Below are 13976 nucleotides of genomic sequence, written 5' to 3' on the forward strand. Positions count from 1 at the left end.
TAGTACCTTACTTGTAAACGATCTCGCCTTTAGGCTCGTACGCCGCCGCATCCAGCGGTGAGTGCTTTTCGATATACTGCTTGAGCACTTCCGCATCGATAAAGCCGGTGTTGACGTAGCTTGGCAGGGTATCAATCTTCGGATAACCATCGCCGCCCAGGGCGTTGAAGTTCAGCGTCGCCATACGATAGGTCTTGTCTGCCTGTAAGGGTTCGCCCTTGATCTTGACGTCGCTAACGCCTTTGCCGTCCGCCACCAGGCTGACGTTGGCGAACTGCGCATAGGCCCCGGAATCCACCTTCATATTGGCTACCGCTGCCAGATATGGCTCAACCTCGCTGCCTTTCATATCGACATACACCAGCGTGTTGCCAAACGGCTGCACCTTGAGCACGTTTTTATAGGTGATATCACCGGCCTCGATCGAGTCACGCACGCCACCACCGCTCATCACGGCGAAGTCTGCGTTGGCGCGTTCCATCTGTGCAGCTAACAGCACGCGCGAAAGGTTGGTCTGCACGAAGCGGACTTTACTGCGATCCCCTTCCAGTTTGCCGTTGACGCTGCCCACCTTCACTTCCAACTGAGCCTTGCCCTTGTCCTGGAACGGCGTCAGCAGCTTCATCATCGACGGATCTTCCTGGATCTGTTGGGTGTAATACACCCGCTCGCTGGTGCCGTCGGCTTTCTCTACCTTTTTCTTCAGGTTGATCGGGATCAGTTGGTAATGCATCAGTTTCAGTTCGCCGTTGCGGAACTGGAAGTCGGCACGACCAACGTATTTACCCCATTCGTGAGCCTGGACGATCCAGGTACCGTTTTGGCGATCTGGCGCGCAAGGCGTGCCCGGTACGTAATCCACCTGTTTGTGGTTTTCACTCGCCATACAGACCGGATCTTGCGAATGCCCACCGACAATCATATCCAGGTAGCCCGTAGGCAGGCTACGTGCCATCTCCACGTCCCCCGGCGCGTTAGAGCCATGGTTACCATCGTCGTAGTGGCCCATGTGGGTAGCGGCGATAATCACGTCCGGCTTTTCATCTTTGCGCAGTTGCTCCACCACCTGCTTGGCTTCTTGCGCCGGAACACGGAATTCGATATCAGTAAAGTATTCCGGATTGCCGATTTTTGCGGTGTCATCGGTAGTCAGGCCGATCACCGCAATCTTCACCCCTTGCTTTTCAAACAGGGCATAAGGCTTGAACAGGCGTTGCTGAGTGCTTTTTTGATAAATGTTGGCGGACAACAGCGGGAAAGAAGCCCACTTCTCCTGCTGGCGCAACACGCTGAGGGGGTTGTCGAATTCGTGGTTGCCGATCGCCATCGCGTCGTAGCCGATCAGCGTCATACCACGGAAATCGGGTTCTGCATCCTGCAAATCCGATTCTGGCACGCCGGTATTGATGTCCCCACCGGACAGCAACAGCACGCTACCGCCTTTCGCCGCCACTTCCTGACGGATGCTGTCCACCAGCGTCTTTTGCGCCCCCAGGCCGTACTCGCCATGATCGTTCTGCCAGAAATGGCCGTGATGATCGTTGGTGTGCAGGATGGTGATATCGTAGGTTTTATCCTTTTCCCAAGCACTGACTGTTCCTGAAAACAACGTCAGGGAAACAGCCAACGCACATGCGGTGGTGTGAAGCGAAAAGCGCATGGCAGATCTCCATGGTTAATAATGGGTATTTTTTGATAAGGACGAAATTGTAACGCGAATCGGCTGCAACTAATTTCAAATTTTTGCGACATACGTCAAATTATGTCGGAAAGGCACGGCCGGTTCGAATTTTATCGGCACTCCCAATAGCACATAATGATCGAGAGAGAATCTGCTACCCCGTTGTCGGACGAAAGATGAACGTTATAAGATGTCAGCTTTCTCCTCTCACTTACCAGGCTAATAATAATATGACTGACCGTAGTGAAACGGACATTCCACCGGTAACCCGCAGCGCGGCCAAAGGCACGGCGTTCTCTATTCTCGGTGCTATCAGCGTTTCCCACCTGCTCAACGATATGATGCAATCGCTGATCGTGGCGATTTACCCGATTTTGCAAGCCGATTTTAGCCTCAGCTTTGTGCAGATCGGGATGATCACCCTGACCTATCAGCTCACCGCCTCACTGCTACAACCGCTGATTGGTTATTACACCGATAAACACCCGCAGCCTTATTCGCTGCCTATCGGCATGGGATTCACCCTGTCGGGCTTACTGCTGCTTTCGGTGGCCAACACTTTCCCTCTGGTGCTGCTGGCAGCCGCTTTGGTGGGCACCGGTTCCTCCGTATTCCATCCTGAGTCATCCCGCGTTGCGCGCATGGCATCCGGTGGACGGCACGGTTTGGCCCAGTCGCTGTTCCAGGTGGGCGGCAACTTCGGCAGTTCCCTCGGCCCGCTGTTGGCCGCGCTGATTATTGCCCCCTACGGCAAGGGTAATATCGCCTGGTTCTCACTGGCTGCGCTGCTGGCCATTGTGGTCTTGTTGCAGGTCAGTAAATGGTATAAGCAGCAACATCGGGCGGCCCAAGGCAAGCCAAAAGCAGCTTCTCTGGTCAAACCGCTGCCAAAACGTACCGTAGTGTTCTCCTTAAGCATCCTGCTGGTGCTGATCTTCTCCAAATACTTCTATTTGGCGAGCATTAGTAGCTATTACACTTTTTATCTCATACATAAGTTCGGCGTTTCGGTACAGAATGCCCAATTCCATCTGTTTGCCTTCCTGTTTGCCGTAGCGGCAGGAACCATCATTGGCGGGCCTTTGGGTGATAAGTTTGGACGTAAATATGTCATTTGGGGCTCCATCCTGGGTGCTGCTCCCTTTACCTTGGCTTTACCCCATGCTTCTCTCTACTGGACCGGGGTTTTGACGGTGATCATCGGGGTTATTCTGGCCTCGGCCTTCTCGGCCATTCTGGTGTATGCGCAGGAGCTGATCCCCGGCAAAGTGGGGATGGTTTCCGGGCTATTCTTCGGTTTTGCTTTCGGTATGGGCGGGTTAGGTGCGGCAGTTCTTGGTTATGTCGCCGATTTGACCAGCATCGAGCTGGTTTATCAAATCTGTGCATTCCTGCCGCTTATCGGCATTATCACCGCATTGCTACCAAATATGGAGCATAACCAGCAATAACCCTGATACAACCCCGGTTTAGCGCAGAAGTTAAACCGGGTTATCCACTCAAAAACCCCATTTAATCCGGTCAATTACGCCATAATTCCCCTTCCTTCTGCAAAAATAGACGAATAGTCTGGTTTTTTACACAAAACCCTAAATTAGCTAAGCAATGAAAGCACAAATGCAATAAACTAAATGTATCCTTTCGTAACACCCGTGAGCACAACCAGAGGAGTATGGATGCATAATTCAACACCCTTGATCACCACTATTGTTGGAGGGTTAGTACTCGCCTTCCTCTTCGGAATGCTGGCAAACCGCCTGCGCATCTCCCCGTTGGTAGGGTATCTGGCCGCAGGCGTTCTTGCCGGCCCGTTTACCCCCGGTTTCGTCGCTGATACCTCGTTAGCGCCGGAACTCGCGGAGATTGGGGTGATCCTGCTGATGTTCGGTGTTGGTCTCCATTTCTCGCTTAAAGATCTCCTCGCTGTAAAAAATATCGCTATCCCTGGGGCCATTGCCCAAATCGCCGTCGCGACGGTGTTGGGGATGGGGTTGTCCAAACTGATGGGCTGGGATTTGGTTTCCGGCCTGGTATTCGGCCTGTGTCTGTCCACCGCCAGTACCGTGGTACTGCTGCGCGCCCTGGAAGAACGGCAACTGATCGACAGCCAACGCGGGCAGATCGCCATCGGCTGGCTGATTGTTGAAGATTTGGCCATGGTGTTGGCCCTGGTGCTGCTGCCGGCGTTTGCCAATATGCTCAACAGCGATACCGCCAGCACCACACAGCTGCTCACCGAGTTGGCCATCACCATTGGCAAGGTTATCGCCTTTATCGCGCTGATGATTATCGTTGGCCGCCGAGTGGTGCCTTGGATCCTGGCAAAAACCGCCAGTACCGGCTCGCGCGAGCTGTTTACGCTGGCAGTGTTGGCACTGGCGCTGGGTATTGCCTACGGCGCTGTCGGCCTGTTTGACGTCTCGTTTGCCCTGGGTGCCTTCTTTGCCGGTATGGTGCTGAACGAATCGGAACTGAGCCACCGCGCAGCACACGATACGCTGCCGCTGCGTGACGCCTTTGCGGTGCTGTTCTTTGTCTCGGTCGGTATGCTGTTCGATCCGATGATCCTGATCAACCAACCGCTGGCGGTGTTGGCAACGCTGGCGATTATCCTGTTTGGTAAATCGGTGGCGGCCTTCGCGCTGGTCAAAATGTTCGGTCACTCCAAGCGTACCGCGCTGACCATTTCCGCCAGCCTGGCACAGATTGGTGAATTCGCCTTTATCCTGGCCGGATTGGGGGTCACGCTAGGCATGATGGATCAGCATGGCCGCAATCTGGTGCTGGCCGGGGCGATCCTGTCAATCATGCTCAACCCGCTGCTGTTTACCTTGCTGGAGCGCTATCTGGCCAAGACGGAAACCATCGAGGATCAGATCCTGGAAGAAGCGGTGGAGGAAGAGAAGCAGATCCCGGTCGATATCTGCAATCATGCCGTCGTAGTCGGTTATGGCCGGGTTGGTAGCCTGTTAGGGGCCAAGCTGACCGAAGAAGGCGTCTCGATGGTGGTGATAGAAAACTCTCGCCCACGGGTTGAAGCGCTGCGCGCTCAAGGGATCAAAGCGGTGTTAGGCAATGCGGCCAATCCCGAGATCATGGAACTGGCGCGGCTCGACTGCGCACGCTGGCTGCTGCTGACCATTCCCAACGGTTATGAAGCCGGTGAGATCGTGGCCTCGGCCCGCACCAAGCGCCCTACTCTGGAGATTATCGCCCGCGCTCATTACGACGACGAGGTTTCGTATATTTCCGACCGGGGTGCCGATCAGGTGGTGATGGGTGAACGCGAGATCGCCAACAGCATGTTGAATATCCTCAAGCTGGATTCGCTGTCGGACGAAGAGAAACTGGCCGCCTGCCCAATCTGACGCCATTAAGCAGGTAAGAGCGCTAAAACAGCGCTCTTACCGGTTGTTGGTTACCGTTCCCAGTAAGACTCTTCCAGACTGTCTTCCCGCTCCGGCAACCCACGGGTCAAACGTGGAGAGTGCTGGTTAAGTACCTGATAGCTAACGCGGTTAGCATATTTGCAGACCTGCGCCAATGAAGAATAGGTCAGGTAGCTACGCACATGCTTGCTGGAGTTTGGCACGTTGTTACGGTGATAGCCGTTAGCGGCGATATCATGCAGCAGCGCAGACAGCGCACCGTCGCCCGCACCGTTGGTATTCATGATCTTTTCCGGGCCACCCATATACGGGGCGATATGCGAATAGACCTTGAGTGCGTTTTCGCAGCTTGCACGGCGCATCGCACGGCTGAATTCAAAGCGGTTAAACTCGGCGATAAGGCCCGGCAACAGCGGATGCTGGGTTTCACGCTTGTTGGCCTCTTCGGTGTAACCTGCCATATACAGACCGTTTGGCCCAGCGGTACACAACACCAAATCTACCCAGTCCAATGCCATCTCTGAGGCCATCAGCGGATCGCTCAACCCAGTGAGTTCCAACGCCTCATCTTCGTTCATCGCCAGAATGGAGACATGCTCTCTAAGAAAATCACGCCACCACACCGGATTATCCGCAATGACGTACTTGGTGCCCAGCGTCAGCACCACCGGTACATCATGCTTTTTGGCAAACTTTATCGCCTGCATGGTGGCTTCCGGCATGGGTTCACCGGGTTTGCAACGCACCAGATAGGAGGTCAGTACCAACGCGGCAGCCCCTGCGATCACCTCTTCAGGAATGCTTTCCGGGCGTAGCTGGTTCATCTGGCCTGGGCTGATGGCAAAGGTGCGCTCGCCGCTCTCGCTAATCAGCGTAAAGCAGCGGCCAATGGCTCCATCCACCGCTTGCAGGTAGTTGAGATCGGTACGGCTGGAGGTGTTGCACAGATAGCGATAGGCATAGCTGCCAATTTTGACGTTGCTGCACATCACGCCGAGCAGCACGGAACGATCGTCCGCCAGTACCGAGTAGTTGTGCAGGGTGTTACCGATGGTGCCACCGGCAAATTGATGGGTGATCAGGTTATTGTCGCTCAGTTCCTGATACAGCGCCTCGGCAACGTCGTCTTCAATGACCAGCGAATGGCCCAGGCTAAGGCCGTAGCGTTCGACAAACGCGTCATCCACTTTCGCTTCGATATCCACCAGCGTCTGATCGATACCGACGACATAAGAGGTACTGACTTCATTTTCAGGCTGTGTCTGCTGCAATAACGGATCGCGAGCGTTAACCGGAAAATAATGTTTGGATTTACGTTTACCAGGAAATTTCATGTGATTGGCGGTGAGTTGCGGTGAACAGGCAGGAATGTTAGCACATTCCTGCCTGATTGCTGCGTTTTCACGTGAGCATTTTGCCAACCGAGCGGTGAAAAACCGGCTTGATTACAGCCGTTGCCCCACCAGCTGTTGCATCATATCGATATGGGCGGCGTCATCATTGAGTGCCGGGATGTATTCAAACTTCTCGCCACCCGCCTCCAGGAAGATTTCGCGGTTCTGCTCTTTGATCTCCTCCAGCGTTTCCAGGCAATCCGCAGAAAAGCCGGGGCAGATCAGTTGGATATGCTTCACGCCTTGCGCTGGCAGACTCTTCAGGGTTTCGTCGGTGTACGGCGTCAGCCAAGGCTCCCGACCGAAGCGCGATTGATAGGTCATCATCACCCGATCTGGGGCCAGCGGTATGGCCGCCGCCAACGCGCGGTAGGTATCTTCGCAACGTTGCGGATAATCATCACCCAGCGTGGCGTAGCGTTTGGGAATACCGTGGAACGACATCACCAGGCGGTCGGGCTTACCGTGTTCGGCGAACGCCCGCTCAACGCTTTGCTGCAAGGCCAGGATATACGCTGGGTGCTCGGCATAGTCACGGATAAAGCCAATCGATGGCAGGCGGCGATAACCTTTCAGCACCCGCGCAACACCATCCCAGACTGCGGCGCTGGTCGAGCACGAATATTGCGGATACAGCGGCAACACCACCAGATTGGTCACGCCTTGCGCCAATAGGCTGTCGATCGCCTGTGCCAGACTGGGTGATCCGTAGCTCATACCTAGTTCCACCGGCGTATTCGGCATACGCGCCGCCAGCTCCCGCTGTTGGCGACGGCTGTAGACCAGCAACGGTGAACCTTCGTCCATCCAGACAGATTGATAAAGCTTTGCCACACGCGGTGAACGGATCGGCAGAATGATGCCGTTAAGAATTGGCCACCAGATCAGCGGCGCAGTGTCGACCACCCGGTTGTCACTGAGAAATTCTTTCAGATAGCGTTTTACCGCCTGCGGGGTAGGTGCCTCTGGCGTCCCCAGATTCACCAGCAATACCCCGTGTTTCTCTTGTTTCATTCCGATCCCCTTGTCCTTCCCGGCAAATACCCTGTTATTTCTCAGCGTATTAACAGCCACTCATGCGGCCTATTGTAACGGAAAAGCGCCGGACCGGAACCTATATCAGCAACAGGTAGAACAGGGGTTATTTTTGCGCCAGCTGCCAGACGGCAGCTACGTTGCGCGCCGTAACTTCCAGGTTATGGGCCGCGTCCGCCAGCGCTTCTGGCAGCGTCACGATGCGATCGATCACCGAGAAAGCGGCGTCGATGCCGTGTTGATGCACCACCTGATAGTCTTTTGACAGGCTACCGGCAATGGCAATCACCGGTAATTGGTGGCGCTTGGCTACCCGCGCAACGCCGATCGGGGTTTTGCCGTGGATCGACTGGCTGTCGAGCCGCCCTTCACCAGTGATCACCAGGTCTGCATCACGTACCGCATCTTCCAGATGCAGCGTTTCGATCACGATTTCGATGCCTGGCCGCAGTTCTGCCGCCAGAAAACCGATCAATGCCGCTCCCATCCCCCCAGCAGCACCTGAGCCTGGCACCTGCATGACCTTGCGCCCGGTGGTCTGCTCCAGGAGCGTACCGTAATGATGCAGCGCCTTGTCCAGTTGCTGCACCTTCTCCGGCGTGGCCCCTTTTTGTGGGCCGAAGATCGCTGAAGCCCCGTGATCGCCACACAGCGGGTTATCCACGTCACAGGCTACTGTAATCTTCACCTGCTGCAAGCGGGGATCCAATTGGCTGAGGTCGATATGCGCCAGTTGCGCCAACGCCGCGCCACCGGGCCGTAATTCTTGATTGTGCTGGTCGAGTAGCTTAGCGCCCAGCGCCTGCATCATGCCCGCCCCGCCATCGTTGGTTGCGCTGCCGCCGATCCCCAAAATGATCGAGTCTACACCTTGTTGCAGTGCCGCCAGGATCAGCTCGCCGGTGCCAAAACTGCTGGTCACTAACGGATCGCGTTCGTCACCCGCCACCAGATGCAGCCCGGACGCGGCTGCCATTTCGATCACTGCGGTTTTCCCTTCCCCCAGCAGACCATAAAATGCTGCTGTAGGTTTGCCCTGCGGCCCGCTAACCTGCACATTGATGATTTCCCCACCGGTGGCGGCCACCATCGCATCGACGGTGCCCTCGCCTCCGTCCGCCATGGGCAGCAACACATAGTGCGCCTGCGGATAGATTTGCCGGAAACCACGCTCGATCGCTTCTGCGACACCCTGAGCACTCAGGCTCTCTTTAAAGGAGTCGGGGGCAATTACCACTTTCTGTAGGGTGTTCATCGACAGTGCCTTAATCTTCAGAGGATGCCACTGCATCGGTTAGTGAATACCATACCTTGCCGACAACGGAAATTCTTTAGCGATAGACACAAACAAAAGGGTAAAAAACAACGTTATTTTGTGCATTCACACAATTCAATCCTGCATTAACATACCGATATACAGTTGCAAGACGTCCGCCAATTGGTTGATCTTCAGGCCAGTCGTTTTTTCTACGCGCTGTAGGCGGTAACGCAGGGTGTTAACGTGAATATGCAGCTGCGCCGCAGTCTTGGTTTGGTCACAATTCTGATTGAAATAGTGGCGCAGCGTGTTTCTCAGCATCCCTTTTTCATCCTGGGCGCTCAATTGCCGCCAGGGCCGTGAAAGCTCCTGGGCTCGCCAATCCTCTCCTAAATCGCACAGCAGCGAGGGCAGCGGGTAGTCATCATAAAACAGCGTGTGCTGGATCAGTTTGAGACGGTGCGCCATGGTTTGCACTGCTCTTGCGGTCTGAATGGAGCGATAGACGCCCTCCTCACCACTGTAAAAGCCCCCGACGATCAACCGCAGGCCAAAGCGTTGCTGGATCTCATTCTGGAGCTGCTGGGCCAGCTTGCGCTCCTGCTGTACGTCCCACACGCCCTGTTTCATACAGGCCGGGCGCAAGAGCACCAGTTCATTAAAGCTGGTCATGGTGATCAGCGCCTCACGCTGGGTGATCTCCAGCTCTGCCAGCAAGCCTCTCAGTACCTGCGGCTGCGGTTCATACAGCTCTAGCAGCCAGACAATGCGTGGCTGTTGCAGATCCAGCTCTAAATAGGCCGCCATCGCCTCGCGCGAACCAGGTTCACTGTGCCCTTGCAGCAGTTGGTTGGCCAGCTCTTCCCGGTAACGCTTTTCCCACTGATGTTGATCGAGCATCGCAGCCTGTTCCACCATCAGCTCTGCCGCCATTTTCACCAGCTCACCATAGGCTCGCACCTGGACCGGATCGCCGGAAACCCCAATCGCGCCCACCAGTTGATTACGAAAGCTGAACGGCAGATTGATGCCGGGCTGCACGCCCTTCAGATGGTGTGCCGTGGCCTCATCAATCTCCACCACCCGGTTTTCGGTCAGGGCCAATACCGCCCCTTCGTGTCGCTGATACAGGCGCGAGGCGTTGCCGGAAGCAATAATGACGCCGTTGCTGTCCATCACGTTGACCGAATGGTGAATGATGCTCATCGCACGTTGCACGATCTGGCGCGCGGTCGCTTCTTGCAAAAAATTTGTCTGCCTGGACATGCGGCTCTTCCTGTCGAGCGAAACGGTAGCACTGATAACCTAGCATGAAGCGGCAAAAAAAAACGCCAGGCAGCAACCGCAAGCCCAGCGTTTTCTACAGCCTTGACACCGATTAGCCCAGAATGGCCGCCAGCTCAGCGCTCACTTCCGTCACCTTACGGGTGCCATCGATCTTGTGGTAAGACGTATTACCCGCCTCGGCTTCTTTATGATAGTAAGACACCAGCGGCGCGGTCATCTGATGGTATTCCACCAGGCGCTTACGCACGGTCTCTTCCTGATCGTCTTTACGGGTGGTCAGCTCTTCGCCGGTGGCGTCGTCTTTCCCTTCTACCTTCGGCGGATTGAATTTGATGTGGTACACGCGGCCAGATGGCGCATGCACGCGGCGGCCAACGATACGATCGACGATCAGTTCGTCCGGCACGTCGAACTCCAGCACGTAATCCACTTTAATGCCGGCTTCTTTCATCGCATCGGCCTGTGGAATGGTGCGTGGGAAACCGTCCAGCAGGAAACCGTTACGGCAGTCTTCCTGGGTAATACGCTCTTTGACCAGCGCAATAACCAGCTCATCGGTCACCAGCTTGCCGGCGTCCATGATTTCTTTCGCCTTTTTGCCCAGCTCAGAACCGGCCTTAACGGCTGCGCGCAACATATCGCCCGTGGAGATTTGCGGAATGCCGTATTTCTCCATGATGAATTGAGCCTGAGTGCCTTTACCAGCGCCTGGAGCGCCCAGCAGAATGATACGCATTGCGTAAATCCCCTTGCTATGTATTTCCCTTCATTCTTCGGGCCGCGGCCGGAAGTCTATCGGGTTTGAGTTTTTATTAAATTTCGAAAACACTCAACCTTACCATTTCTGAGGGGGGTGGCTCAAGGTAGCGAGAGGAAATCGGTTGCGGAAAGATCGGGCTGAAACGAGGCAAGCAGGAGAAAAATTTGACGGGAATAGAAGAGATTACGCCCCAAACCCTAAGGTCTGGGGCGTATTTTGCTGATTAAGCGGACAACAGCTTATTCATGCGGCGGATAAACTGGTTTGGATCTTCCAGCGTACCCCGCTCTGCCAGCAGGGCCTGATCCAACAGCAGATCGATCCATTCGGCAAATTGTTCGTTATCGCCCACATCGGATGCGCGTTTGACCAACGCATGCTCTGGGTTCAGCTCGAAGATATACTTCACTTCCGGCGCAGCCTGCCCCGCAGCGGCAAACAGTTTGGCCATCTGGGTGCTCATCTCGTCGGCATCGGTGGTAACGATGGCCGGGGTATCCGTCAGGCGGTGCGTCAGACGCACGTCCTTCACGCGCTCACCCAGCAGCGTCTTGACCCGCTCGATAAACGGCTCCAGCTGCTTCTCGGCTTCTTTCTGCTCTTCGGTTTCATCCGCCAGTTTATCCAGCGCTTCATCCGCTTTGCTGACCGACTGGAACACCTTACCGTCAAACTCGGTCAGGTAGCTCATCATCCACTCATCGATGCGGTCAGACAGCAGCAGGACTTCGATGCCTTTCTTGCGGAACAGCTCCAGGTGCGGGCTGCTCTTGGCGGCGGCATAACTGTCGGCGGTGATGTAGTAAATCTTGTCCTGGCCTTCGGTCATGCGGCCAACGTACTCTTCCAGCGAGACGGTTTGCGCCGAGCTGTCATTGTGCGTAGAAGCAAAGCGCAGCAGTTTGGCGATGGCCTCTTTGTTGCCGCCGTCCTCCGCTGGCCCTTCTTTCAGTACCATACCGAACTGCTGCCAGAACTTCTGGTAGGCTTCCGCGTCGTCTTTGGCCAGCTTGTCCAACATCTGCAACACGCGTTTGGTCAGCGCGCCACGCAGGTTTTGGGTAACACGGCTGTCCTGCAGGATTTCACGCGAAACGTTCAGCGGCAGATCGTTGGAATCGATCAGGCCACGCACAAAGCGCAGGTAGTTCGGCATGAACTGCTCGGCGTCATCCATGATAAACACGCGCTGAACGTACAGCTTCAGGCCGTGTTTATGATCGCGATTCCACATATCCCACGGCGCCTGGGCCGGGATGTACAGCAGGCTGGTGTACTCCTGCTTACCTTCCACCCGGTTGTGGCTCCAGCTCAGCGGATCGGTAAAGTCATGGGCAATGTGCTTGTAGAACTCTTTGTACTCTTCTTCGGTCACGTCGGCTTTGCTGCGAGTCCACAACGCTTGCGCCTTGTTGATTTTCTCCCAGGTGACGGTGCCGTCTTCTTCATTCTTGGTTTCAATCTCTACCGGCAGTGCAATGTGATCGGAATATTTACCAATCACCGAGCGCAGACGCCAGCCGTCGAGGTATTCGTCTTCGCCTTCACGCAGGTGCAGGGTAATTTCGCTGCCGCGATCGGCCTTGCTGATATCGGCGATGGTGTAATCACCTTCACCGGCAGACTCCCAGTACACCCCTTGATCTTCCGCAGCACCGGCCGCGCGGGTACGCACGGTGACTTTGTCCGCCACGATGAACGCCGAGTAGAAGCCCACGCCGAACTGACCGATCAGTTGGCTGTCTTTCGCCTGATCGGAGCCGATAGACTCCAAGAAGGCCTTGGTACCAGACTTGGCAATCGTCCCCAGGTTTTCGATCACTTCTTCGCGGCTCATACCGATGCCGTTATCGGCGATCGTCAGGGTACGCTTCTCTTTGTCGAAGGACAGACGCACACGCAGTTCGCCATCACCTTCATACAATTCAGGCTTGGAAAGCGCGCGGAAACGCAGCTTGTCCGCCGCATCGGAGGCGTTGGAGATCAGCTCACGCAGGAAGATTTCTTTATTGGAGTACAGCGAATGGATCATCAAATGAAGCAGTTGTTTGACTTCAGACTGGAACCCACGGGTTTCTTGACCTTTCATACTCATTGATTACCTCAAAGACAGTAATGACCAAATCATGCAATGAGGATTAAATGGGGTTAACTCTGTGGTTTTTCAAGCGGCTGGCGGGGAATTTTTTATCAACGGATTACGGGGCAGAGGACTGCCCCGTAAAGAATCATCAGAATTTGATCGCGTGGCGTCCGGCCAGGGAGTGCGACAGCGTGGTGCCATCCACCATTTCCAGTTCACCACCCACCGGAACCCCGTGGGCAATGCGGCTGGCAAGTACGCCATATTGGCCACACATCTCGGCGATGTAGTTGGCCGTGGCGTCCCCTTCCACCGTTGGGTTGGTGGCCAGGATCACTTCAGTGATGGTTTCCTTCTCCAGCCGTTGCTCCAACCGATCCAGGCCGATATCGCCTGGGCCAATGCCGTCTAACGGTGACAGATGGCCCATCAGCACAAAGTAGCGCCCGGCAAACTGGCCGGTCTGCTCGATGGCGTGAATATCCGCCGGGCTCTCCACTACGCAAATCTGGCCGTTTTGCTGGCGGCGTACATTATTGCAGATGGTGCAGGTATCCTGCTCGGTGAAGGTACGGCAATCGGCACAGTGGCCGATCTCCGACATGGCACGGGTCAGCGCCTGTGCCAGCCGCATACCACCGCTGCGATCGCGCTGCAGCAGTTGGAACGCCATACGCTGCGCCGACTTCGGGCCAACGCCCGGCAGGCAGCGCAGTGCCTCCATCAATGATTCAAGGAGCGGGCTGGTTTGCATCAGAACGGCATCTTAAAGCCTGGCGGCAACTGCATCCCGCTGGAAACCGACGCCATCTTCTCTTTCTGGGTTTCTTCGATGCGACGTGCTGCGTCATTGAAAGCGGCAGCGATCAGATCTTCCAGCATCTCTTTGTCGTCTTCCATCAGGCTTGGGTCGATTTCTACCCGGCGGCAGTTATGTGCCCCGTTGATGGTCACTTTCACCAAGCCTGCCCCAGATTCACCCGTCACTTCCAATTTGGCAATTTCTTCCTGCATCTGCTGCATCTTTTCCTGCATTTGCTGGGCTTGCTTCATCAGGTTACCCATACCGCCTTTACCAAACATAGTCGT

Annotated in this window: 11 protein-coding genes; 2 read left to right on the plus strand and 9 right to left on the minus strand. The window is 55.4% G+C overall.

What is annotated here, in order from left to right:
- Positions 1–7: 7 nt before the first annotated feature.
- Positions 8–1660: a bifunctional UDP-sugar hydrolase/5'-nucleotidase UshA gene (ushA, locus tag ACMV5H_RS05890; RefSeq protein ID WP_414821587.1), complete on the minus strand. Its 1653-nt coding sequence runs from the start codon at positions 1658–1660 to the stop codon at positions 8–10.
- Positions 1661–1911: 251 nt separating this feature from the next.
- Here ushA and ACMV5H_RS05895 point away from each other — a divergent pair, with 251 nt between their 5' ends.
- Both ACMV5H_RS05895 and ybaL read left to right on the plus strand, forming a co-directional pair.
- On the plus strand, positions 1912–3132 hold the full coding sequence (locus tag ACMV5H_RS05895; RefSeq protein ID WP_094981181.1) for an MFS transporter: 1221 nt from the start codon (positions 1912–1914) through the stop codon (positions 3130–3132).
- A gap of 225 nt (positions 3133–3357) precedes the next feature.
- Positions 3358–5049 (plus strand): YbaL family putative K(+) efflux transporter, encoded by a 1692-nt coding sequence (gene ybaL, locus ACMV5H_RS05900; protein ID WP_024484415.1) that lies wholly within the window; start codon positions 3358–3360, stop codon positions 5047–5049.
- A gap of 50 nt (positions 5050–5099) precedes the next feature.
- On the opposite strand, the gene ACMV5H_RS05905 is transcribed toward ybaL, so the two are convergent.
- The 8 genes from ACMV5H_RS05905 to ACMV5H_RS05940 all read right to left on the minus strand — a co-directional run bounded on the left by ACMV5H_RS05905 (position 5100) and on the right by ACMV5H_RS05940 (position 13970).
- Complete coding sequence (locus tag ACMV5H_RS05905) at positions 5100–6404, minus strand: inosine/guanosine kinase (RefSeq protein ID WP_414821588.1); 1305 nt, start codon at positions 6402–6404, stop codon at positions 5100–5102.
- A 111-nt stretch (positions 6405–6515) separates the two neighbouring features.
- Positions 6516–7478, minus strand: a complete 963-nt coding sequence (gene hemH, locus ACMV5H_RS05910; protein WP_024484413.1) for a ferrochelatase — start codon at positions 7476–7478, stop codon at positions 6516–6518.
- Between the two features lie 127 nt (positions 7479–7605).
- Positions 7606–8754 carry a glycerate kinase gene (locus ACMV5H_RS05915; RefSeq protein ID WP_115158631.1) on the minus strand — a complete coding sequence of 383 codons (1149 nt, stop codon included), beginning with the start codon at positions 8752–8754 and terminating at the stop codon, positions 7606–7608.
- 135 nt (positions 8755–8889) lie between these two features.
- Positions 8890–10023: a sugar diacid recognition domain-containing protein gene (locus tag ACMV5H_RS05920; RefSeq protein WP_115158630.1), complete on the minus strand. Its 1134-nt coding sequence runs from the start codon at positions 10021–10023 to the stop codon at positions 8890–8892.
- Between the two features lie 112 nt (positions 10024–10135).
- Complete coding sequence (gene adk, locus ACMV5H_RS05925) at positions 10136–10780, minus strand: adenylate kinase (RefSeq protein ID WP_021805452.1); 645 nt, start codon at positions 10778–10780, stop codon at positions 10136–10138.
- 247 nt (positions 10781–11027) lie between these two features.
- Complete coding sequence (gene htpG, locus ACMV5H_RS05930) at positions 11028–12893, minus strand: molecular chaperone HtpG (protein WP_037375256.1); 1866 nt, start codon at positions 12891–12893, stop codon at positions 11028–11030.
- 142 nt (positions 12894–13035) lie between these two features.
- Complete coding sequence (gene recR / locus ACMV5H_RS05935; RefSeq protein ID WP_024484410.1) at positions 13036–13641, minus strand: recombination mediator RecR; 606 nt, start codon at positions 13639–13641, stop codon at positions 13036–13038.
- A complete protein-coding gene (locus ACMV5H_RS05940; RefSeq protein WP_021180123.1) occupies positions 13641–13970 on the minus strand; it encodes a YbaB/EbfC family nucleoid-associated protein in 330 nt (109 codons plus the stop codon). Before ACMV5H_RS05940 ends, recR begins: the two co-directional genes overlap by 1 nt.
- Between the last annotated feature and the right edge of the window lie 6 nt (positions 13971–13976).

This window comes from Serratia sp. N21D137, from assembly GCF_047530005.1.
GTDB lineage: Bacteria > Pseudomonadota > Gammaproteobacteria > Enterobacterales > Enterobacteriaceae > Chania > Chania fonticola_B.

Excerpts from the sequence above, each read along its gene's own strand:
- ushA (WP_414821587.1), bottom strand. The coding sequence starts at position 1,660 with ATGCGCTTTTCGCTTCACACCACCGCATGTGCGTTGGCTGTTTCCCTG.
- ACMV5H_RS05895 (WP_094981181.1), top strand. The coding sequence starts at position 1,912 with ATGACTGACCGTAGTGAAACGGACATTCCACCGGTAACCCGCAGCGCG.
- ybaL (WP_024484415.1), top strand. The coding sequence starts at position 3,358 with ATGCATAATTCAACACCCTTGATCACCACTATTGTTGGAGGGTTAGTA.
- ACMV5H_RS05905 (WP_414821588.1), bottom strand. The coding sequence starts at position 6,404 with ATGAAATTTCCTGGTAAACGTAAATCCAAACATTATTTTCCGGTTAAC.
- hemH (WP_024484413.1), bottom strand. The coding sequence starts at position 7,478 with ATGAAACAAGAGAAACACGGGGTATTGCTGGTGAATCTGGGGACGCCA.
- ACMV5H_RS05915 (WP_115158631.1), bottom strand. The coding sequence starts at position 8,754 with ATGAACACCCTACAGAAAGTGGTAATTGCCCCCGACTCCTTTAAAGAG.
- ACMV5H_RS05920 (WP_115158630.1), bottom strand. The coding sequence starts at position 10,023 with ATGTCCAGGCAGACAAATTTTTTGCAAGAAGCGACCGCGCGCCAGATC.
- adk (WP_021805452.1), bottom strand. The coding sequence starts at position 10,780 with ATGCGTATCATTCTGCTGGGCGCTCCAGGCGCTGGTAAAGGCACTCAG.
- htpG (WP_037375256.1), bottom strand. The coding sequence starts at position 12,893 with ATGAAAGGTCAAGAAACCCGTGGGTTCCAGTCTGAAGTCAAACAACTG.
- recR (WP_024484410.1), bottom strand. The coding sequence starts at position 13,641 with ATGCAAACCAGCCCGCTCCTTGAATCATTGATGGAGGCACTGCGCTGC.
- ACMV5H_RS05940 (WP_021180123.1), bottom strand. The coding sequence starts at position 13,970 with ATGTTTGGTAAAGGCGGTATGGGTAACCTGATGAAGCAAGCCCAGCAA.